This is a genomic window from Vibrio sp. R15-SG3-ISO1B (genome assembly GCF_059833835.1).
Genome location: NZ_JCBDGG010000037.1, coordinates 16,212 through 38,955, shown reverse-complemented (window position 1 = coordinate 38,955; position 22,744 = coordinate 16,212). Strand labels below are relative to the sequence as shown.

Sequence of the window (22,744 nt, the reverse complement as noted above, 5' to 3'; positions counted from 1 at the left end):
GTTACCTAGTCTAAGTTTCACAAACCGCTCTTCGGAGCGGTTTTTTTGTGGCGGATTTTTTGTGAGAGGTTGAGGGTAGTGAATAGTGTGATCAAAGAGGTTTCCAATCATGAGCAAAATGGGTCACAGTGTTGCCATGTGAGAGACTCGAACCAATAAGGAACAGGCATGACTAACCAACCACCGCTGATGTTGAACAAGGCGACCACGGGGTTGCTGATCATCGATGTGCAAGGTGAGTTAGCGCGTCTTGTACAAGAGAGTGATTCGCTGATAGCGCATTGTCTCGCGTTAGTGGAAGCGGCGAAAACGCTAGCGCTGCCTATTGTCTGGGTCGAGCAACACCCAGATAAATTGGGTACGACCACGCCTGAGCTTCAAGCCGCCTTAACCCCGCATCAACCATTGGCAAAATGGACATTTGACGCCAATGCTGAGCCAGCGGTGGTGGAGGCTCTCAATCAAAGCGCTCGAACCCAGTGGTTAGTGTGTGGCATAGAGACGCACATTTGCGTCTATCAAACTGTGCTGGGACTTAAGCGATTGGGATGGGAGCCTCATCTTGTGGTGGACGCAACATCATCGCGAACGATGAGCAACAAGCAGTTGGCGTTAGAGAAGATAGCGCGAAGCGGTATAGCGCTGACTAGCGTGGAAATGGCGCTCTATGAACTGGTGAAAGATTGCCGAGACCCTGACTTTAAAGCGCTATTAAACCTGGTGAAATCACTCTCCAACCGGCAATCTCCCAGATAACAAAACGGCCTCGTAATGAGGCCGTTGGACAATGAATAGCGAGTGGCTTGCGATTAAGCTTCTTGCTTTTGCAGCTCTTGCTGTTTCTCTTCTTCAACCAACGCATCAACGATAACCGCACACGCTGCATCACCTGTGATGTTAAGCGCAGTACGAATCATGTCAAAAATACGGTCTAAAGCGAACAGCAGTGGTAGACCTTCGATTGGAATACCCGCCGCAAGCAGGACAGCAACTACAAGGAATGATGGTCCCGGTACGCCCGCTTGGCCAACTGCACCCAAAGTCGACGTGACGATGATCGCAATGTATGCACCCATCGATAGGTCAATATTGAACAGTTGTGCGAAGAAGATGGCTACCAAGCCGTAGTAAATGGCGTTACCAGACATGTTGATGGTCGCACCTAGCGGCAGTACGAATGATGCCGTTGAGTTTTTCACACCCAGCTCGTGCTCCACGGTGTCCATGGTGACGGGTAGTGTCGCCATTGAAGAGGCAGTCGACAGTGCTACCGCTTGTGGCTTCTTCATTGCAACTAGGAACTTCTTCGCAGATGTCTTCGTGAAGATGTGAACCATCAGCGGGTAGGCAATGAAACCGAAGATAAGAATCGCGGCAACGTAGACAACGAATAGTTTGAATACCACCATGAGTGCGCCAAATCCAAACGTACCGACTGCTTCAGCCATCAGGCCAAATACACCGATAGGAGCGATGATCATCACTTTGTTGATCATCCAAACCATCGCGTCAACAATGCAGTTTACGCCGTTGATGATAGGTTCGCGGCGTTCTTTCGCTTGCTTCGAAATCGCAATACCAAAGAACAGACAGAACACAAGGATCTGAAGGATGTTCGCATCATTGAGTGATTGGAAAACGTTGGTTGGGATCATACCAGTGACGGTTGCCCAGAAAGTTGGAAGTTCACCCTTTGAAGCATACTCAGCTGAGAACATGCCTTCAACACCAGAGACATCAATGCCTAGACCCGGTTTGAAGACTTCACCCATTACCAAAGCGAGGGCAACGGCAGCGGCAGAGGTCAGGCCGAAGTAGGCCAGTGTAGTGATGCCCACTTTACCCGCATTTGAGCTGTTGCCCAGACCCGCAGCCCCTGAGATCAATGCCACAGCGACCAATGGGATCACGAGCATCTTGATTAGGTTGATAAAGATGGCACCAAGAGGCGCAAATACTGTCGCACCATCACCCATCATGGCACCAACGGCAGTACCAACGATCATTGCAATCACGACTTGCACGCCGATGTTGCTTAGCAAACTCTTTTCTTTTAACACTTCCATAACCTCTGTGCTAATAAATTATAAAATCCTAGAATTACCCTCTAAGTGAAAACTTATCTTTGGATAATAATATCGTGAGGTTTTTTACACGTAATTTTTACAATTGGCAATAGTCGGAGGGAGTGATCGGAGGAATAAAATACAAATTTATTGATAAGCGACAAGTTTTCACAACAAAGCAAACGTTTGCTTGTTTCGGTTTAATGGTAAATATAATGACTTGGCGAATAACTTGGGATGGAATGATTGATTGGAGGGGTTGTTTGTTTTGTTAATGAAATGTTCGGTTTCTCACAAAAGTGAGAAACCGACTTCATAGAAAGTAAAACGGAAAGGGGTTAGCGCTGTGTGGCCGCTTTCATCTCGCGAGTGAAAGTGGCGAGTTCCGTTAACATTTTTTCACAATCTTCGCGGTTTGTTTCGATGATTTTTACCACGGCCGACCCTGAGATCGCGCCTGCTGCACCGGCATCGAGCGCTTGTTTGACCTGACTAGGCTGCGAAATACCGAAACCGAGTAACGCCGGTGGCGCATCGAACTGGCGCAGTTTATCCAGCATATGATCAACGGGCATGTTTGCTTTGGTTTCTGCACCGGTGACCCCGGCACGTGAGAGCAAATAGGTATAACCACCACCTAGACTAGCCACCTGCTTCAACGTTTCGTCACTGGCGGTCGGCGGGGCGATGAAAATCGGGTGTACACCAAATTTCTCCGCGGCGGCGACAAACTCGGCACTTTCATTGGTGGGAACGTCGGCGATCAATATCGAATCAATGCCTACTTGGGCACAGCGTTGGTAAAAATGCTCAATACCGCGTGCGTAGACGAGGTTGGCATACATCAACAGACCGATCGGTAGCTCAGGGTATTGCGCGCGAATTTTGCCGATTTGCTCAAAACAGATATCGGGTGTCGCACCGGCATCAAGGGCACGAATGTTGGCCCCTTGAATGGTCGGGCCATCGGCCAGCGGATCTGAAAACGGAAAGCCAAGCTCTAGTGCATCCGCACCTGATTCGACAAGGGTCTGCATAATGCGCAGGGATTGCTCAGGGTTTGGATCACAGACTGTGACGAAGGGGACAAATGCGCCTTGGTTACGTTCAGCGAGTCGCGCAAACATGTTTTGATAACGGCTCATTAGATCACTCCTTTTTCTTCTAATAGGGCGTGCACAGTGAAAATGTCTTTATCCCCACGACCGGATAGGTTGACGACCAACAACTGTTCTTTTTCTGGATTTTCTCGCGCCATTCGCAGCGCATGAGCGAGGGCATGCGAGGACTCGAGCGCAGGAATGATACCTTCATTACGAGCGAGTTCTTGGAAAGCTTCAAGGGCTTCGTCGTCAGTGACGTTGTCGTACTCCGCTCGGCCAATCGCATTGAGGTGCGCGTGCTGAGGACCAACCGATGGGAAATCCAAGCCAGCCGATACTGAGTAGGACTCTTCGACTTGTCCGTGCTCGTCTTGCATCAGAGGTGCTTTCATGCCAAAGAAAATACCGGTTTTACCGTGTTTGAGCGGTGCGCCGTGTTGGTCCGTATCGATGCCTTTGCCTGCGGGTTCCACACCGATGAGGCGAACGCTCTCTTCTTCAATAAAATCTGCAAACATGCCGATGGCGTTTGAACCGCCGCCTACACAGGCAATCACGGCATCAGGCAAGCGCCCTTCGCGGGCAAGAATCTGGTTCTTGGTCTCTTCGCCAATAATGCGCTGGAATTCACGTACAATGGTCGGGAAGGGGTGCGGGCCTGCCGCCGTACCCAAGAGGTAATGCGCGGTTTCGTAAGAGCCCGACCAGTCACGCAGCGCTTCATTACACGCATCTTTCAGGGTCGATGAACCAGAATGGACGGGAATCACCTCTGCGCCCATCAATTTCATGCGAAACACGTTCGGGCTTTGACGTTCGACATCTTTGGCCCCCATGTAGACGCGACATTTAAGACCAAGCAGTGCGCACGCTAACGCAGTGGCAACCCCATGTTGACCCGCGCCTGTTTCGGCGATGATCTCGTTTTTACCCATGCGTTTGGCGAGCAGAGCTTGACCCAACACTTGGTTGGTTTTATGCGCGCCGCCGTGAAGTAAATCTTCACGTTTCAGGTACAGCTTTGTCTTGGTACCTTTGGTGAGGTTGCGCGTCAAGGTAAGTGCGGTTGGGCGTCCTGCATACTCTTGCAGCAGAGACATGAACTCGCTGCGAAAGTCATCATCCTGCTGCGCATCAATAAAGGCTTGCTCAAGCTGTTCAAGCGCAGGGACTAGGATTTGAGGGACATATTGACCGCCATATTCACCAAAGTAGGCGTCGAGTTTTGCCATGATGTAATTCCTATCTATGTTGTCGCGATTGCTCGCGCAATCAGTAATGTCTAATGGCTGCAAACGCTTGTTGCAGCTTCTCTTGATCTTTTTTACCCGGCTCGCTTTCGACCCCTGAATTGAGATCCAATCCGAGGCAGCCCTGTGAGGCCGCTTTTTGGGCGTTAAATGGGGTGATTCCACCGGCGAGCATGATGCGCTCAGGGTTGTCAATCAGTGACCAGTTGAACACCAGACCGGTGCCGCCTGTCTGGCTGCCCACTTTGGTGTCCAACAGATGACGATCCACTCCCTGTGCGATAAGCGTCGGGAGCGAATCTTTAATGCCGTACGCTTTCCAAATCTCAACCCCTTCAGGTAGTGCGGCTTTCAGCTCGCGCACGTAGTTCTCATCTTCATCGCCGTGTAGCTGCACCGCATTCAAACCGAGGGATTGTACGCGCTCAGTGACGCTATCAAGCGGCTGGTTTTGAAACACGCCGACATAGCGCAAAGGCGCGCCGCTCATGGTTAAGCGCGCGGTTTCAAGGTCGACATAACGTGGAGACGCGTCGACAAAAATCAGCCCGCCAAACACGGCGCCAGCGTGGTACGCTTTTGCGGCATCATCAGGGTGAGTGAGACCACACACCTTGTTTTCACCTAGGGTGACTTTGCGCACCGCTAGCTCAAGATCTTCTTCAGCCATTAAGGAGCTGCCAATCAAAAAGCCATCGGCGTAGTGGGCTAGATCTCGGACTTGCTGGTGGGTATAAATGCCTGATTCCGAGATGATAATGGCGTCTGGCGCAAGTTCGCGCAGCGTCGGCGCCAGTGCTTTCGTGCGACTAAGATCGGTGCTCAGGTCGCGCAAGTTACGGTTATTGATGCCAATGACACGGGCGCCCAAGTGAACGGCGCGGTGCAACTCTTCTTCGTTGCTCACCTCGGTCAAAACGCCCATGTTGAGGCTATGAGCCGCCGACTCCAAGGTTTTGTATTGCTCATCATTAAGTACCGAGAGCATCAGCAGAACCGCATCCGCGCTGTAATGGCGAGCTAAGTAGACTTGGTAGCTGTCGACCATAAAGTCTTTACACAACACGGGTTGTCTCACTTGGCGGCGCACTTGAGGCAGAAAATCGAAGCTGCCTTGGAAGTATTTCTCATCGGTCAGTACCGAGATAGCATTGGCATGCTTGTCGTAGACAGAGGCGATGTAGTCCAGATTGAAATCATCGCGGATCAGCCCTTTCGATGGTGAGGCCTTTTTGCATTCGGTAATGAACACCGTTTGTTCACTGCTTAACGCGCCATAAAAGCTACGGTCAGAAGGCTCGAGTGCTGACTGAAATGTGCTCAGAGGCTCGGCGACTTTGCGCTCTGCGACCCATTGGTACTTATCACGTACGATCTTAGCCAGCACTTCCGCCATTTGTGCTTCTTGCTGTGAGACGTGTTCGGAGAGTTGCTCCGTTGAAGGTGTGTTGACGTCAGTCATGGTCTCTATTCCTTAAGCATGGGCGGCAAGACGTTGAACAAGCTCAAACGCTTTACCGGAATTCATTGCCTCGATGGCTTGTTGAGTGTTGGCTTTGAGATCGTCGTGGCCAAATAAGCGCATCAACAACGCAACGTTTGCCGCGACCGCCCCGAGTTGCGCCTCTGTGCCTTTCCCGGTGAGCATATCGGTAATGATGGCTTGGTTTTCTTGTGGTGAGCCACCTTTGATCGCCTCTAGCGGGTGTTCACCTAAGCCAAAATCCGAAGGAGTGAGGGTGTATTCGATGATTTGCCCCTCTTTGATCTCAGCCACCGTTGTCGGGCCATGAATGGCTACTTCATCCAAGCCACTACCGTGCACCACGGCCGCGCGCTTCATTCCCATTTGTAACATGGTTTCAGCGATAGGACGAACCAGTTCTTCACTGTATACCCCCATCAATTCGATGTTAGGGCGGGCAGGGTTAATCAGTGGGCCTAAAATGTTAAAGATGGTGCGAGTTTTCATCGTTTGGCGCACCGGCATCGCATGACGAACGCCGCCGTGATATTGCGGCGCGAACAGAAAGGCGACGCCAAGTTCATCCACCGCTTTACGGGTCTCTTCTGCGCTCATCGCGAGATTTATTCCAAACGAGTCGAGTAAATCTGATGAGCCAGATTTGCTCGATACGCTGCGGTTGCCGTGTTTGGCCACTTTTAGCCCACACGCGGCGGCGACGAATGCTGCGGTGGTCGATATATTGATGGTGTCGTGACCGTCGCCACCGGTGCCGACAATGTCGGCAAAATCGTAATCTGGACGTGGGAACGGATTGGCGTTCGCCAACAGAGCTTTGGCCGCACCAGCAATCTCATCGGGTGTTTCCCCTTTGATTTTCAGTGCCGTTAGCGCTGCGGCCATTAAGATCGGATCCAGTTCGCCACGGATAATGACATCGAACAGCTGTTGGCTTTCAGCTTGCGTCAGTGAGATTTGGTCATACAGTTTGTTGATGATGGCTTCCATTGTGCTTCTCCAATTCTTATCCGTGTTGTTTCTCAAGTGCCCAGTCAATCGCGTTGGCGAGCAGTGTGGCGCCATAAGTCGTCATAATCGACTCTGGGTGGAACTGGAATCCACACACTTTATCCTCTTCTTGAACCACTGACATCACTAAGCCATCCACTTCTGCCGTGACCGTTAACGTCTCAGGCACCTTGGTGGCCACTAAAGAGTGGTAACGAGCGATGGCGAGCGGTGACGGTAAGTTTGCGTAGGTCGCGTGCTTTTGATGTGACATCATGGAGACCTTGCCATGAACGATGTCTCCCGCACCTTCCACCACGCCACCATAGGCTTCAACAATCGCTTGGTGGCCAAGGCAAATGCCGATCATCGGTACTTGGCCTTTTAGGCGTGTAATCAGTTCTGGCATTGAGCCTGCTTCGGACGGCGCCCCCGGGCCAGGTGACAGCAACACCACTGGGTTGTCGAGTTGATGAACGGCTTGCTCAATCACCTCGGCCGCAATGTGGTTGCGATAAATTTTGACGGAGTGACCTAGTGAGCGAAATTGGTCGACCAAGTTGTAGGTAAAGGAGTCGAAGTTATCAATAAATACGATGTTCGCCATGAGATTACTCCTTATGGGCCGCTTGAATAGCGGCAATTACCGCCTGTGCTTTGCCACGGGTTTCGTCGGCTTCAGCTTGTGGGTCGGAATCAAACACCACGCCAGCCCCCGCTTGGACTTGCGCAATACCATTCTCAACATAGGCCGAGCGAATAACGATACAGGTATCGAGCGTCCCTTCGCCAGTTAGGTAGCCGACGGCACCGCCATAGCTGCCGCGTCTGGCACCTTCGACATCGCGAATCAATTGCATAGCGCGAATTTTTGGCGCGCCAGTGAGGGTGCCCATGTTCATGCACGCTTGATAGGCATGCAGCGCATCAAGGTCGCTGCGCAGTTGGCCCACCACGCGTGACACGAGGTGCATCACGTGGCTGTAACGGTCCACTTTGAGGAGATCGGCGACGTGGCGTGTCCCCGCTGCACTGATGCGAGCGACATCGTTGCGCGCCAGATCCACCAACATCATGTGCTCGGCGTTCTCTTTTTTGTCTGTACGCAGCTCCAGTTCAATTCGGCTATCGAGGTCAAAATCAATCTCGCCGTTTGCACGTTTACCGCGACGGCGGGTGCCGGCAATAGGGTAAATCTCGACCTGGTTGGTGTGGGTTTCGTATTTCAATGCACTTTCAGGTGAGGCGCCAAACAAAGTGAAGAGTTCATCTTGCATGTAGAACATGTACGGGCTTGGGTTGCTCTCTTTGAGTGCTTTGTACGCCGCCAGTGGTGAAGGGCAGGGCAAGGTAAATCGGCGTGACGGCACCACTTGAAACACATCACCTTTAACGACGTACTCTTTGAGATCGCGAACGGTCTGGCAGAAATCATCATCGCTGACGCTTGGTACGGCATCGACTTGAGCCAATTTTTTTGCCTCAGGCAAAGGTTTTAGTGCTTGGCACTGGCTTTTGATCGCCTCGAGACGAGAGAGCAGCGTCGGCGCTTCACTCTCGTTGGCAAATAGGGTCGCTTGAAGTTCGCAGCTTTCGCGTTGGTGGTCGACAACCAACAGAGTTTCAGCCACATAGAAGACGTAGTCAGGACATTGGTTGGCTTGGGTTGCATCACCGAGCGGCTCAAAATTGGCGACTAAGTCATAGGCAAATAAACCGCCAAGAAACAGCGCGTGCTGATCGTGCGCTTTGAGATCGAAGCTATGTTGAATCAAACGTAACGCATCGAACGACGATGCTTCGCACAGACGAGAGTCCTCATCGAGTGTGTCGCACGGCGCCTCAAAATGCAGCGTCAGCGTGGTTGGGGTCGCTTGGTGTTGAATCGTGTCACGAATATTGTGGTGAAGATGGTGAAGTAGGTGCTCGCCGTTGGCTGTGAGAGCAGTGAAGGTAACACTGTGGCCCATACAGACGATCCGCACTGCCGAATCAACAATCAGCAAGCTTTTCAGGTTTTGCTTCGAGTCGATTTCTGCCGATTCAAGCAGCAGGCTATCTGTTTTGTTCTCACACAAGGTGTGGAAAAGCTGCGTCGGGTCTTTGGCATACGGCGCACTGTCTTGAATGATATCAAGTTGACCTAGCTTTTTAATTTCAATGGCCTTGTTCACAAGACCTCCTTATTCATTCTTATATCCTGGTGCCATAGTGGCATAAAGCATCGGTTTACCCAATCGAGATTTGGCGAAAAATGCCTACTCTTTAAACACTTAAACCAGAATTGTAAACAACAAAAAGCCCGCATTGGAGCGGGCTATGACACGATGAAGAATCGATTACTTACGTGCAACTGCCCACTTAGCCTGTAGCCAAGTGCGCCACCACACCATAACGTGCGTTGCAAACGTGGTTGGCAAACAAAAAATCGTATCCACCAGAACGCGAATCGCATCGGTAGCGATCACTTTCACATTCTGATTTAGGTTAATTTCTTGTAACATAGTGTGCCTTGACTAAAAAATAGTGCGCCTTAACGTTTTGCCGGTTAGCGAGCTAACTCAACGACTCTGAATTTGTGTACTAGTTAACTAGTGCAAAGATAAAAAGTCAACCAAAAAAATGAAAATATGAGAATTGATTTACACAGCCATACCACTGCCTCAGACGGTCGACTCAGCGTCACTGAACTGATCGACCGAGCGCTAGGCTTTAACATTGACGTATTGGCGATCACTGACCACGATACGGTTGAAGCGCTCGCACCTGCCCGCGCCTACATCAAAGAGCAAGCGCTGCCCATTACCTTAATCAATGGAATCGAGATCTCTACCGTATGGCAAAACAAAGACATTCATATTGTCGGGTTGAATATTGATCCTGATGCCTCGTCACTAACCCAGTTGATTGAGCAGCAACAGCAGCACCGTGTCGGTCGAGCGCAGCTCATTGCGCAGCGTTTAGAAAAAGCGACCCGCGAAGGCATATTTGAAGAGGTGAGTGCCATCGCGGGCGACGCGCCCATCACCCGCGCGCATTTTGCTAAGTGGTTAGTGGACAATGGTTTCGCGAAGACGATGCAACAGGTGTTTAAAAAATATCTAACACGCGGTAATCCCGGCTACGTGCCGCCCAGTTGGTGCTCAATGTCTGAGGCGGTAGAGGCCATTCACGCCGCGGGTGGTCAAGCGGTACTCGCTCACCCCGGTCGCTATGACTTAACAGCCAAATGGCTAAAACGTTTGTTGGCGGCATTTGTGGAAGCCAACGGTGATGCGATGGAAGTGGCTCAGCCACAACAAAGCCAACAAGAAAGACGCAATTTGGCCGATTATGCTATACAATACAAACTATTAGCTTCCCAAGGCAGCGACTTCCATTATCCTTCTCCTTGGATGGAACTGGGGCGCAATCTATGGCTGCCTTCTGGCGTCGAACCAGTATGGAAAGAGTGGGGCTTATCGCTCACTGATGACCTTACTGGCCTAGACTAAACATGATGTGTTATAGAGTCGTGAGGCTCGATATTGAGGATTATTATGAGCCAGTTTTTTTATGTTCACCCAGAAAACCCGCAAGCACGCTTGATTACCCAAGCGGTCGCCATCATTCGTAACGGCGGGGTTGTGGTTTACCCTACCGATTCTGGTTATGCGCTTGGCTGCCAACTTGAAAACAAACAGGCACTTGAACGTATATGTCAAATTCGTCGTTTGGACGAGAAGCACAACTTTACACTACTGTGTAGAGATCTCTCTGAGTTGTCACTCTATGCTCGAGTGGATAACACCGCCTTTCGCTTGTTGAAAAACAATACGCCAGGTCCGTACACCTTTATCTTCAAAGGCACGAAAGAAGTCCCACGCCGTTTGATGAACGCAAAGCGAAAAACCATCGGTATCCGTGTCCCTGATAATCGCATTGCTCTGGATTTACTCGAAGCGTTAGGCGAGCCTTTGATGTCGACCTCGCTTATCTTGCCGGGCAACCAGCACACTGAGTCAGACCCGGAAGACATTCGTGATAAGTTAGAGCATGCAGTGGATGTGATCCTCAACGGTGGATACCTAGGCGAACAGCCCACCACAGTGGTCGATTTTAGTGATGGTGACCCAGTCATCGCACGCATTGGCGCAGGAGATCCGCAGCCGTTTGAGTGATCAAAAAAACGTGATCTTTGGCAAGGATTTTGAGATAATACGCGGCCGCGATTTTTGGGTCGCACTTTTTTATTTCGACGTCTGTGAAGACGACACATAGGTAAATCAATGAACGAAAAATTACAGAAAGTTTTAGCACGAGCTGGTCACGGATCGCGACGCGAGTTAGAAGCTTTAATCAAAGCTGGCCGCGTGAGCGTCAATGGCGTTGTCGCTAAACTTGGTGAGCGACTAGAAGATGAGAACGCCATCGTTCGTATCGACGGCCACACTGTCAACGCTAAAGCGCAAGAAGAAGTGATTTGTCGCGTACTAGCGTACTACAAGCCGGAAGGCGAATTGTGTACTCGTCATGACCCTGAAGGTCGTCGCACTGTATTTGACCGTTTGCCTAAGATCCGTGGTTCTCGTTGGATCTCAGTAGGGCGTCTGGATGCCAACACCTCGGGTCTGCTGTTGTTTACCACCGATGGTGAGCTCGCCAACCGTCTGATGCACCCAAGCCGTCAAGTGGAACGTGAGTACCTTGTACGAGTCTTCGGTGAAGTGAACGAAGACAAAGTGAAAAACTTGGTTCGTGGTGTTCAACTCGAAGACGGTTTAGCCCGTTTTGAGGATGTGGTTTACGCGGGTGGTGAAGGTATGAACCACACCTTCTATGTGGTGATCAACGAAGGTCGAAACCGCGAAGTTCGTCGTTTGTGGGAGTCTCAGGACTGTACCGTTAGCCGCCTGAAACGTGTGCGCTATGGTGATATCTTCCTCGACAAAAAACTGCCTCGTGGCGGTTGGATGGAACTGGATCTCAAAGAAGTGAACTACCTGCGTGAATTGGTGGAGCTTCGTCCTGAAAAAGAAACCATGTTGGATGAGAACAAAGCCAACACCTCACGTAAACGTGAGCGCTCACGCAGCCAGAAGATTCGTCGTGCCGTGAAACGTCATGAAGAGCGCGTCAACAGTGGCGGTGGTCGTAGCAACAACCCTGCACGCCGTAAGCCACGCAAAGGCGCAACCGAGCAGTCACCTCGTAAAAATACCCGTCAGCGTTGATACCACAGGTGTTAATGTGTAGGTATCACTGATACATCTATTGATTGATGCCATTGTTCAATTTGTGAAAGCAGCCGAGTTAGGCTGCTTTTTTTTCATCAATTTATGACTAACCTTAACTTTAGAGTGAAAACTGATACTTATCTCAATTGTGATGGGTGAAGAGAGACAAAGAATCGTATAGTGTGTTCGATCTATTTTAGGTCGGTGAGCTATGACGCTTTACACTATCCTTAAACAGAACGGAAATAGAGCCGCGGCTTGTCAGGGATCTTAGACGTATGGCATTGATTAAAAAAAATATTTGGTTAGCGTTTTATTTTATTCTGGCTCTATGGTCAGTGATAAGCGCGATCGCTGCCTATATGTCGTACCAAGACTCCTATGAAGATATTACTCAATCGCAAGTTAATCTCACTCGTTTGACCGCGCACGCATTCAAGTCATCCCTCACCCAGTACCAAACCATCATAGATATTGTCGGCAGTGAATTATCACGATTGGATTTTGAGCACGATCTCGACCATATCAATGCTGTGCTCTATGATACCACCAGGATTGAAAAAACCATTTTAGCGCTGGCGCTGTTTGATGTAGAGGGCTATCCGCTGACGAGTTCGCCGCGGATGGTGGATGGGCACACCAACTATCTGCGCGATAATCCTGAAACCAAATTGACCTTCGAGAAAACCCTTGCAAGTGACGAAGCGGTGATCGGGCGTACCTATTTTCATAAAGACATTAGCGAGCTTATTATCCCTTTTCGCAAAGCCATTCGTGACGAAAAAGGTGTGCCTAAGTTTGTCTTGTCCATCTCTATCTCACTTAAAGGTGGTTTTGAGTACTTCTTGACCAATAAAACTGAGATGGAAAGCCACAGCTTTGATACCTTCTTATTTCGTGAAAATGATCGTTACTTCCAGATTGCGCCAATGGAGCGCATTTACGATCCGCAAGTGTATCTATATCAAGTACCACAAGAGGAGATGGATCGCAGCATACAACGTTTAGAAGTTATGACGGGGATGACTTTTGAAGAGATAAAACAAAGCAACAACGTTCATATTAACGAATTGACCGCTCCATCAAGGCAATCATACGCTGCCAGCACTTATATCAACAAATACGATCTTTGGATAACTACTGAAGTGAAAAAGAGCGTAATAATGGCGCGATTTGTTGAGAAATTGCCTAATCTTATCGCTCTCTATATGGTGGCAGTGAGTGTGATGTTTTTCCTATTTCGTAATATCGCGCTCAGTGAACAGCGCAAGCAACAAGAGCTTGCTCACCAAGCGAACCATGACTATTTAACCGGTATTGCCAATCGGTACAGTCTCGAGCGTTATTTATCGGGGTTGGATAAGCACGCTCGCTACAGCCTGCTGTGTATCAATGTCGACAGTTTTAAATTGGTCAATGACAACTTTGGTAACCCGGCAGGGGATGCGGTGCTGAAAAACATCGCCAATCGTTTAGTGGCCAGTGTCGGTGAAAAGCACGCGGTGTTTCGCTCTGGTAGTGACGAATTTGTTGTAGTGGCGCATACGTTAGACAGAGAAGCGCTCGATGCCACCATTGATCTTTGCCGAAGCTGTTTTACCCAGGCGTTCCTCTATCGTGACTACGAGATTGTGTTAAGTTGCAGCATCAGCGTCGCCTCATCCGGTCAAGACGATGTCGATGCAGAAGCGGTCAAGCGCAACGCTGAACTGGCGATGTCACACGCTAAACAGACACGCAACGGGATTGTGTTTTACCAGCCGCGCTTTCTCACAGAGCACCTGGATAAGAGTAAAATCGAACTCGAACTCAAACGAGCGATTGAGCGCGATGAGATTTATATGATGTATCAGCCGCAATTTACCTCAAGTAAAACGCTTAAAGGGGTCGAGGCGTTAGTGCGTTGGGAGCACCCTGAACTGGGTTTTGTGCCACCGGATAAATTCATCCCTGTGGCTGAAAACTGTGGCTATATGAACGAGCTCGGTGAGTTTATCGTGCGCCGCACGTTAGCCGAGCTCTCTGAGCTGTTTGAGGCTTTGCAGGTGGAGCTTGATGTCGCGATCAATGTTTCCGTTAAGCAGTTTCAAAGCATGCAATTTATTCCAATGTTGGAACAGGCGATTGAGGAGCGACGCTTTAACAAACACCGGTTGATTGTTGAGATCACGGAGAGCGTCTTAGCCGACGATTTTGAGCGCATTTGTGCCTTGCTCAATGCCCTAAAAGCCGAGCAGATTCGTGTCTCATTGGATGATTTTGGTACCGGTTACTCTTCGCTGAGTGTTCTTAAACACTTCCCCATTGACGAAGTCAAAATCGATAAGAGTTTTGTCTCAGATATGTTGGTGAGCGAGTCCTCTTATTCTATGCTGGCTGGCGTGTTAGGCATGGTGCAAAAATTGGGGATGGAAACGGTCGCTGAAGGGATTGAATCAGAAGAGGAAGCGGGGGTGTTGAGGCGTCTCGGTTGTGATGTCTTCCAAGGGTATCACTTTGCCCGCCCGATGAAATTAGAGGCACTTCGCCGCTTTATCCTCGACAACCGATAAGCTACTTCGCAGCACATCTAAAACACAACGGCAGCTTGTGCTGCCGTTGTGACTGATGGTTTAGAGCGTTTGAGTCAACTGATAATAACGACCTTGTTGTTCGAGCAATGAGGCGTGGCTGCCATATTCGACCACTTGACCTTGCTCGACCAGACAAATGGCGTCCATCTTATCCAAATGAACCAGTCTGTGGGTGATAAACAGGACGGTTTTGCCGACAAAGTGCTGCTCAAACAACGTCATGATCTGTTGTTCAGTTTGTTTGTCTAGCCCTTCCGTTGGTTCATCAAGCAGCAGAATCGGCGCATCATGCAGCAGCGCGCGGGCAATTCCGATGCGACGCTTTTCGCCGCCGGAGAGTTGTCTTCCGCCGTCCCCAAGCCAAATATCTAATCCTTGAATGTCGAGCAGTGCAGCAAGGCCAACTTTATCCAGTGTCGCGCTGAGCTCGGCATCATCGGCCTCTGGCTTAGCCATCAATAAGTTATCACGCAGAGAGCCGTTCAGTATGTCGACCCGTTGGCTCACCACACTAATAGCAGCTCGCAGCTGTGATTCACTCCACGCCGCTATTGGGCGCCCAGCGAGGCGTATCTCACCTTGATTGACATCCCAGTAGCGGTTGAGTAACTGAATCAAGGTCGATTTACCACTGCCGGTTTGGCCGACAATAGCGACACGATGTTGAGAAGGTATGGCAAGGGTAACGTCTTTAAGCACCGTTTGATGGCTATCAGGATAAGAGAAGGAGACCTGCTCATACTCGATGGAAAATTCGTTTTCATGTGCCACATCTTGGTCAGGAAAGACCACATCCGGCGTAGACAAAATAATGTCATTGAGACGTCTTGCGGAAGTGAGCGTTTGGCCTAAATGCTGGAAAGCCGCCGCAATCGGCATTAGGAGCTCAACGCTGGCCATGGTGGCAAAGACCACCAACGCAATTTTAGGATCCGGTGACAAGCCGCCCACGCCATCGGCCGCCAACCACAGCATTAAGACTAACGTCCAGCCATTGACCAGCAGTAACAGCGCTTGCGCTAACCCGGAAACATGAGCGTTGAGGCGCTGATTGGCAAGCAGTTTGTATTGGGCGTTGAGGATCGCGTCTCGGTAGCGCCGATTGGCGCCAAATAACGTCAGTTCGCTGTAGCCTTGCAGCCAGTCGAGCGTAGTAATGCGAAGATCCGCTTTATGTTGTGTCAACTCGCGGCCATTGCGTTTGCCTAACTTATAGAACAAAACAGGCCAGGTGAACAAGACCACCAATAGAATTGCGCCTAGCGTTAAGCCTAACTGCTGATCAAACCAAGCGACCAGCGCAGTGAGACCAAGGATACCGAGGGTACCAACGATCATTGGGCTAACCAAACGTAGGTAAACGTGATCCATCGCATCAATATCAGACACTAGGCGGTTGAGCAGATCGGCATCGCGCAAGTTTGACACTCGGCCCGGAATGAGCGGTGCGAGTTTGCTGAAGAAGAAAATACGCAGATCGGTGAGCAGCTTAAAGGTGGCGTTGTGGCTGACCACGCGCTCACCCCAGCGTCCTGCGGTGCGTCCCATGGCAAATCCACGCACAAACGCCCCGGGTAACATGTAGTTGAAGGTTTCCCGCGCAATAGTCAATCCGGCCACGGCGGCGGCAGACAAAAACCAACCGGACAGTGTTAATAGGCCGATGGAGGCAAACAGGGTAAGCAGTGCCAGTAGCATACCGAGCGACAAGCCAAACCAATGCTTTTTATACAATTTGAGGTAGGGGGCTAATTCACGCATCCAGATTCCCCTTATCGGTGTTTGTCATAGACATACTGGCGTCCAACATCTGCGCAAAGCGTCCTGGTTGATGGGCTAAGCTGGCGAAGTCCCCACATTGAATCAACTGACCTTTGTCCATCACTAAAATCTGATCCACATTCTTTAAGGGCGTGAGTTGGTGAGTGACCATCAAACAGGTTTTGTCTTTGATTTTTGCATCCAGACCTTGCATAACAAGACGCTCGCTACGCGCATCTAAGCTGGCGGTTGGCTCATCGAGGAGCCAAAATGCACCGTCTTGAATCATAGCTCGCGCGAGGGCCAAGCGCTGCGCTTGACCGACGGACAAGCCACCGCTTCGGTCTGTCACGACATACTCTAACCCGTGATGCTCGACAAATTCGCGGCTGAAAGATTCATCAAGCGCGCCATCCAGTGCTTGTTGGCTCGGCTTGTTGACCCCAAGCGTGAGATTGTCATAAATGCTGCCGTGCAGCAGCAGTGGGTTTTGTCCTACCCAACTGATCTGCTCGCGCCAGTGCGCCAAATCCAACTCACTGCGCTCAACGCCATTAATGGTTAAACTGCCTTGGTAAGGAAGGAAGCCGAGTAGGGCGTTAATCAGGCTCGTTTTCCCCGCACCGCTCGGGCCGACGAGTGCGCAGGTTTCCCCTGCTTTTAGTTCGAAACTGACAGGGCCGAGTAGCGCCGTACCTTGTGGAGAATAGACGCTTAACTCAGTGGCCTTAATGGTTATCATGGCCGGTTCAGTCAACTTGCGATCGCCTGATTTTACCGAAGTGACATCGGTATTAAGAAATGCCACGATGCTTTCTGCAGCGCCAACGGCTTGCTGTTTGCCATGATAAAAGGTCCCTAGGTCACGCAGCGGTTGGTAAAACTCCGGAGCGAGAATTAACACAAATAGGCCAGAAAATAGGGTGACGCCCGCGCCGTAGTCACCGAAATTGAGCTCACCAATAAACGCGAAGCCGAAATACACCGCAGTGAGGGCGATAGAGATAGAGGTGAAAAACTCCAATACAGCCGATGATAGAAACGCAATTTTCAACACGTCCATCGTGCGGGTACGAAACACTTCAGATGCGCCGCGCAGCGTGTCGGTTTCTGCGCGCGTGCGATCAAACAGTCGAATGGTGGTCATCGATTGTAAGCGGTCATAAAAATGTCCAGACAGACGTTGCAGTGCCTTGAAGTTTTTGCGACTGGCATCCGCCGCTTTGATGCCCACTAAGGCCATAAACAGAGGCACAAGGGGGGCGGTGATCAGAAATATCAGCCCGGCTGCCCAGTTGACAGGGAAGACCACTACTAAGATAACAAGCGGTATCAACACGGAAAGGGCCATTTGCGGTAGGTAGCGAGCGAAAAAGTCGTGCATATCTTCGACTTGTTCCAGTAATAGCGTTGCCCACGCCCCGGCAGGCTTTCCTTTGATATACGCTGGGCCGAGTTCGTCGAGCTTGTCGAGAATCAATTGACGAATACAAACGCGAATCTGTTCGCCGCAGCGAAAGCCGGCGATCTCTCGTCCCCAAGCGCACAGCGCACGCACAACGACAGTGGCGGCGAGACAGGCAAAATGGGGTAGAAGTTCAGTTTTATCGACGTGTTCGATAATAAGAGCATGCAATATGTGAGCGAGGAGTGATGCACCAATCAGCAAAAATACGCTTGAGAGCACACCAAGGCCAACGGCAATCATCAACCAGCGCTTGGCTTGGCGACTTTGCTGCTTTAGCCATTGATTCAAGCTACGCTGTTTCTTTTTATCCATGGTAAAGGCTTAATGAGAATTATTATTTTGATTTAAGCCGCGCATTATACAAAAGAAAACCTCGCGGGAATACCGCGAGGTTTTAGGGATTTGAGATAAGCGCCAAAAAGCGCCACAAGCGATTGGCCGTTAGGCTGATTGCGTATCCGCGAGTCCATCCAGGTAGCGCTCTGCATCTAACGCTGCCATACAGCCCGTTCCCGCAGAGGTGATAGCTTGACGGTAATTGTGATCCATCACATCACCTGCTGCAAAAATGCCAGGGATGCTAGTTTGGGTTGCGTTCCCGTCTAGACCCGATTTCACCACGATGTAGCCATCTTTCATTTCAAGCTGATCAGCGAAAATGGCGGTATTGGGTTGGTGACCGATGGCGATAAATGCCCCCATTACGTCGATTTGCTCAACCGCATCGGATTGGGTGTCCTTGATGCGTACGCCTGTTACGCCCATGTCATCACCAACGACTTCTTCAAGAGTACGGTCGGTGTGCAGAACAATATGGCCGCTTGCCACTTTATCCATCAAGCGTTTGATGAGGATCTTTTCCGCTCGGAACGTATCGCGGCGGTGAATCAAATGCACTTCAGAGGCGATGTTGGATAGGTACAGCGCTTCTTCAACCGCGGTGTTACCACCGCCCACGACCGCGACTTTCTGGTTACGATAGAAGAAACCGTCACAGGTCGCACAGGCGGAAACACCGCGCCCTTTAAACGCTTCTTCTGACTCCAGACCAAGGTATTTTGCCGACGCGCCAGTAGAGATAATAAGAGCATCACAGGTGTAGTGACGGCTGTCGCCTTTGAGCGTAAATGGGCGCTGACTGAAATCCACTTCATTGATGTGATCAAATACAATCTCGGTCTCAAAGCGTTCTGCGTGCTCTTTCATTCGCTCCATTAAACCGGGTCCGGTGAGACCTTCAGGATCGCCAGGCCAGTTTTCCACTTCCGTTGTGGTGGTCAACTGACCCCCTTGCTGCATGCCGGTAACCAGTACTGGGTTAAGGTTGGCTCGTGCGGCGTAAACCGCTGCCGTGTAGCCAGCAGGGCCAGAACCGAGAATGAGTAATTTACAGTGTTTTACGTCGCTCATTTGTGCTCCATCGCGGTGACGCTTATTGATTTTTAACTTCTCGATTATATGGGTCTAAGCACGGCGTTAACAAGGTCTGTCACTGGAATAAATGGTTATAGATTAGATCAACAAGGGTGGAGTGTGGGCGCAAAAACAGCCACTAACTCTTTGATTACAAGCATCCTCTTCAATTTGAGTAGTGAACCGTGCTGGTTTTCTCATCTTCCTTTGTTATCAAATGGTTTACTTCACTAACTATTAATTATTAATTGGATAAAAATTTTGTATTGTTAATATTGTTGGATTTAAATGCCAAATAAAGTTGATTTAACGGGATATGTGCGCAAATAATAAATGTAAAATATATGTTATAAAAATTGCAGTGTATCTTCATTAAGGAGTCGATGATGCTACATAACCATGAAACAACCCTACAATTAACTCAGCTTAGTGAGAAGGCGATTCAACAACTAGCACCTTCCTTTTCCCATCTTCCGCACACTGAGCACGCCGATGGTCAGTATCGTCTGCGTCGCTACTCCGTGGTAGCTTTTCGTGATGGACAAGTGGTTGATCTGGATAAGCATGAGTTTATGCAAACCAACGATATCAACCGTTTTCAAGGGGATGTAGTGCGTCAATTCGAACCCATTGAAGCCTCGACCTTGCAAAGTGATGGCATGAGAGAGATCTGTGAGGTGTTTGTCGAATCGAACGGTTTGGCCAATGGTCAGGAGATCGAAATTCATCAAATCCGTATTTCTGCGGTTTACGACGAAACCCAAGTGGCACCAGAGGGCGTCCACCAAGATGGCTTTGACCATATTGCGATGGTCGGGATGGGCCGCCACAATATCGAAGGGGGTGACATCATGCTCTACAACAGCTTCAATGAAGCGCCGTTTTTTAGAAAAACCTTACAAAGCGGTGAAGTGGCGATGCTGGCTGACAACAAACTTTGGCACAATGCGACGCCGATTCGCACCGTGATAGAAGGAGAAGAAGGGCATATGGATGTGTTTGTGTTGACGGCAAAGGATGCGGTAAATGAACTTCACTCCTAATTTAGTCCGCTCACAATTTGGTGCCTTAAATCAGATCCACAACCAATTGCCAGTCATCTTTCTCGATGGTCCGGGCGGCTCACAAGTGCCATTTTCGGTTCTGGAAGCGATGCAGGGTTACCTTGGTCAATACAACGCCAATTTGGGTGGACACTATTTCTCCAGTCAGCACACGACCTCGTTGATGGCCAAAGCGAGGGAGGCCGCCGCTGCGCTACTCAACGCGCCTTCGGCTGACAATATTGTCTTTGGGCCTAACATGACCTCGCTCACTTTTCAGCTTAGCCGGGCCATCAGCCGTGACTGGCAAATCGGTGATGAAGTGATTGTGTCAGCGCTGGATCACTATTCGAACGTCTCTAGTTGGCAGCAAGCGGCGCAAGATAAAGGCGCGGTGGTTCATCAAGCACGCGTCAATCAAGACGATTGCAGCTTAGATATTGACCACCTGCTCACGTTACTTTCACCGCAAACTAAACTGGTGGCGCTGACTTTGGCGTCGAACACCACCGGTTCTATTGTGGATGTCAAACGTGTCGTTGAGGCAGCGCAACAAGTAGGCGCTATGGTGTACGTTGACGCAGTGCATTACACGCCGCATCACTTGGTGGATGTGATGGCACTCGGTTGTGACTTTCTTGCCTGTTCCTCCTATAAGTTTTTTGGTCCTCATGTCGGCATAGCGTATGTGGCGCCAAAATGGTTGCAGGCACTCACGCCTTACAAGGTGGAGCCCGCAACAGACTTAGGCCCTGGTCGCTTTGAGACGGGTACGCAAAACTTTGAAGGCTTGGCTGGGCTGATTGCCGTGGTACACTATCTTGCTCAGTGGGGCGAACAAGGCGATTCGTTACGTGACAAATTGGTGGTTTCATTTCGTCAATACAATCAGCATGAAACGGCGCTCAACGAGCGTTTTCTCTCTCGTTTGGATGAGCTACAAGGTGTCACCTTGTGGGGGCGGACTCATGCGAGCAGTGAGCTGCGCACGCCGACCTTTGCCTTAACCTTTGATGAGTTTACGCCAGAAGAGGTCGCGAAACGTTTGGGTGAGCGCAACATTTGTGTTTGGAGCGGCCATTTTTATGCACTGGGTCTGGTGAAGCAATTAGGGCTTGAAGCCAGTGGTGGTGTATTGCGTGTCGGTTTTATGCACTACAACACCCTACAAGAAGTGGATCTGTTTTTTGACGAGCTAAAACGCATTCTCAATCCATAGCACATCGCCACACTATCCCAACGTACAAAAAGCGCCAAATGGCGCTTTTTGTACGTTGGGAAAAAGACTATGCGATCAACTCATCATTAAGTCTGCTAATGCGGTTGGGGCAGTGATTATGCACTCACTTCCACTTCGTAAGAGGTGAATTTACGAATATTGATCACACCTGTGTCAAAAATCATGTATTGACCTTTGATGCCTTGTAGAACGCCACTCACGACAGGTTCTTTGTCAAAGTTGTGCGAGGTGATCTTAGTCGGGTGCTCTGTCACGGGGTAGTGAATCGGAGTTATCTGGCTCGGTAGCACCTCAATCGCATCGTCACCAAATTGTTGTTTGATCTCGGCGATCTTCTCTTCAACCAGCGGCAGTAGCTCGGCAAACTTCTCTTCCAGCGCTATTGGGGCACCGTCTTCTTTAAGCAGGGTTCGCCAGTTGGTCTTATCGGCAATGTGTTTGGCCAACTCCACTTCAATCAGACCAGAAATATGGCGAGTTTTCACTTTAAATATGGGAAGACCTTGCGTGGCTCCTTGGTCAATCCAGCGGGTTGGGATCTGGGTGTGTCTGGTAATACCCACCTTGAGGCTAGAGGTATTGGACAGATACACATAGTGATCGACCATGCAGTTCTCTTCGCCCCACTGCGGCTCACGGCAGGTGCCTTGATCATAATGGCAGGTTTCTGGCTTCATGATGCACATATCACAACTGGCCAGTTTTTTCATACAGACAAAGCAGTGACCTTGTGAGTAACTTTTTTTGGTTTTCTTGCCACACGAACAGCAAAAGATGTTTCCAGTGTGCGTTAGGGTCAGCGTTTGACCGATGAGTGGGTTGAGTGCGACAGATGACTCACCGACAGGCAGTGAGTATTGGACTTGATCTCCCAGCGATGCCGTCATCTTGCTGAGGGTGCCTTTTACGATTAGTGACATGACATTACTCTGTTTTATTTTTTATCCGCATGGCTTACGCCAAATACGTGTTCGGCCTGAGTGTAACAGAAAACAGGATGGGATTCTTGCCACCATTTTTCGCGACATTGGCCGAGATTCTCGGGCGAATGTGTGACATTGAGTCAAGGATAATGTCGCATTGTGGTAGAGTCTGTCTCATACTTTATTGACTCTTTTCGTTGTAGCTATGGGTGTAG

19 protein-coding genes are annotated in these 22,744 nt (G+C 50.0%); 7 read left to right on the top strand and 12 right to left on the bottom strand.

Annotation, left to right across the window (positions count from 1 at the left end):
* Positions 1-189 precede the first annotated feature (189 nt).
* Positions 190-756: an isochorismatase family protein gene (locus AC6R0S_RS11170; protein ID WP_500637942.1), complete on the top strand. Its 567-nt coding sequence runs from the start codon at positions 190-192 to the stop codon at positions 754-756.
* A gap of 53 nt (positions 757-809) precedes the next feature.
* Here AC6R0S_RS11170 and AC6R0S_RS11165 read toward each other — a convergent pair whose 3' ends face one another.
* The 8 genes from AC6R0S_RS11165 to AC6R0S_RS11130 form a co-directional block, all read right to left on the bottom strand.
* Positions 810-2,066, bottom strand: a complete 1,257-nt coding sequence (locus AC6R0S_RS11165) for a dicarboxylate/amino acid:cation symporter (RefSeq protein WP_500633786.1) — start codon at positions 2,064-2,066, stop codon at positions 810-812.
* A 338-nt stretch (positions 2,067-2,404) separates the two neighbouring features.
* Entirely contained in the window at positions 2,405-3,211 is an 807-nt protein-coding gene (gene trpA, locus AC6R0S_RS11160; protein WP_500637934.1) for a tryptophan synthase subunit alpha, read from the bottom strand.
* Positions 3,211-4,401 carry a tryptophan synthase subunit beta gene (gene trpB, locus AC6R0S_RS11155; protein ID WP_500637933.1) on the bottom strand — a complete coding sequence of 397 codons (1,191 nt, stop codon included), beginning with the start codon at positions 4,399-4,401 and terminating at the stop codon, positions 3,211-3,213. Before trpB ends, trpA begins: the two co-directional genes overlap by 1 nt.
* A gap of 40 nt (positions 4,402-4,441) precedes the next feature.
* Positions 4,442-5,881: a bifunctional indole-3-glycerol-phosphate synthase TrpC/phosphoribosylanthranilate isomerase TrpF gene (gene trpCF / locus AC6R0S_RS11150; protein WP_500637932.1), complete on the bottom strand. Its 1,440-nt coding sequence runs from the start codon at positions 5,879-5,881 to the stop codon at positions 4,442-4,444.
* A gap of 12 nt (positions 5,882-5,893) precedes the next feature.
* Complete coding sequence (gene trpD, locus AC6R0S_RS11145) at positions 5,894-6,892, bottom strand: anthranilate phosphoribosyltransferase (protein WP_500637931.1); 999 nt, start codon at positions 6,890-6,892, stop codon at positions 5,894-5,896.
* A 16-nt stretch (positions 6,893-6,908) separates the two neighbouring features.
* Positions 6,909-7,499, bottom strand: a complete 591-nt coding sequence (locus tag AC6R0S_RS11140) for an aminodeoxychorismate/anthranilate synthase component II (RefSeq protein WP_500627563.1) — start codon at positions 7,497-7,499, stop codon at positions 6,909-6,911.
* Positions 7,500-7,503: 4 nt separating this feature from the next.
* On the bottom strand, positions 7,504-9,066 hold the full coding sequence (locus tag AC6R0S_RS11135; protein ID WP_500637930.1) for an anthranilate synthase component 1: 1,563 nt from the start codon (positions 9,064-9,066) through the stop codon (positions 7,504-7,506).
* Between the two features lie 165 nt (positions 9,067-9,231).
* A complete protein-coding gene (locus AC6R0S_RS11130) occupies positions 9,232-9,396 on the bottom strand; it encodes a hypothetical protein (RefSeq protein ID WP_500628629.1) in 165 nt (54 codons plus the stop codon).
* A 126-nt stretch (positions 9,397-9,522) separates the two neighbouring features.
* Between AC6R0S_RS11130 and rnm the strand changes: the two genes are divergently transcribed.
* The 4 genes from rnm (at position 9,523) to AC6R0S_RS11110 (ending at position 14,660) form a co-directional block, all read left to right on the top strand.
* Positions 9,523-10,386 (top strand): RNase RNM, encoded by an 864-nt coding sequence (gene rnm / locus AC6R0S_RS11125; protein WP_500637929.1) that lies wholly within the window; start codon positions 9,523-9,525, stop codon positions 10,384-10,386.
* A 45-nt stretch (positions 10,387-10,431) separates the two neighbouring features.
* On the top strand, positions 10,432-11,052 hold the full coding sequence (locus AC6R0S_RS11120) for an L-threonylcarbamoyladenylate synthase (protein ID WP_334552436.1): 621 nt from the start codon (positions 10,432-10,434) through the stop codon (positions 11,050-11,052).
* Between the two features lie 108 nt (positions 11,053-11,160).
* Positions 11,161-12,105 carry a 23S rRNA pseudouridine(2605) synthase RluB gene (gene rluB / locus AC6R0S_RS11115; protein ID WP_500627567.1) on the top strand — a complete coding sequence of 315 codons (945 nt, stop codon included), beginning with the start codon at positions 11,161-11,163 and terminating at the stop codon, positions 12,103-12,105.
* A 281-nt stretch (positions 12,106-12,386) separates the two neighbouring features.
* The gene (locus AC6R0S_RS11110; protein WP_500630404.1) at positions 12,387-14,660 is read left to right on the top strand and encodes a bifunctional diguanylate cyclase/phosphodiesterase; all 2,274 of its coding nucleotides are present in this window, start codon (positions 12,387-12,389) and stop codon (positions 14,658-14,660) included.
* Between the two features lie 60 nt (positions 14,661-14,720).
* Here the strand turns inward: AC6R0S_RS11110 and cydC are convergent, their stop codons facing one another.
* The 3 genes from cydC to trxB form a co-directional block, all read right to left on the bottom strand.
* Positions 14,721-16,442, bottom strand: a complete 1,722-nt coding sequence (cydC, locus tag AC6R0S_RS11105; protein ID WP_500637928.1) for a heme ABC transporter ATP-binding protein/permease CydC — start codon at positions 16,440-16,442, stop codon at positions 14,721-14,723.
* Entirely contained in the window at positions 16,435-18,222 is a 1,788-nt protein-coding gene (gene cydD, locus AC6R0S_RS11100; RefSeq protein WP_500637927.1) for a heme ABC transporter permease/ATP-binding protein CydD, read from the bottom strand. Before cydD ends, cydC begins: the two co-directional genes overlap by 8 nt.
* 129 nt (positions 18,223-18,351) lie before the next feature.
* A complete protein-coding gene (gene trxB / locus AC6R0S_RS11095) occupies positions 18,352-19,320 on the bottom strand; it encodes a thioredoxin-disulfide reductase (protein WP_500637926.1) in 969 nt (322 codons plus the stop codon).
* Between the two features lie 386 nt (positions 19,321-19,706).
* On the opposite strand from trxB, the gene AC6R0S_RS11090 reads away from it, so the two are divergent.
* Positions 19,707-20,366, top strand: coding sequence for a 2OG-Fe dioxygenase family protein (locus AC6R0S_RS11090; protein WP_500630407.1), 660 nt, complete (start codon positions 19,707-19,709; stop codon positions 20,364-20,366).
* On the top strand, positions 20,350-21,585 hold the full coding sequence (locus tag AC6R0S_RS11085; protein ID WP_500637925.1) for a cysteine desulfurase-like protein: 1,236 nt from the start codon (positions 20,350-20,352) through the stop codon (positions 21,583-21,585). Before AC6R0S_RS11090 ends, AC6R0S_RS11085 begins: the two co-directional genes overlap by 17 nt.
* A gap of 116 nt (positions 21,586-21,701) precedes the next feature.
* Here the strand turns inward: AC6R0S_RS11085 and AC6R0S_RS11080 are convergent, their stop codons facing one another.
* Positions 21,702-22,526, bottom strand: a complete 825-nt coding sequence (locus tag AC6R0S_RS11080) for a DUF2797 domain-containing protein (RefSeq protein ID WP_487901198.1) — start codon at positions 22,524-22,526, stop codon at positions 21,702-21,704.
* Between the last annotated feature and the right edge of the window lie 218 nt (positions 22,527-22,744).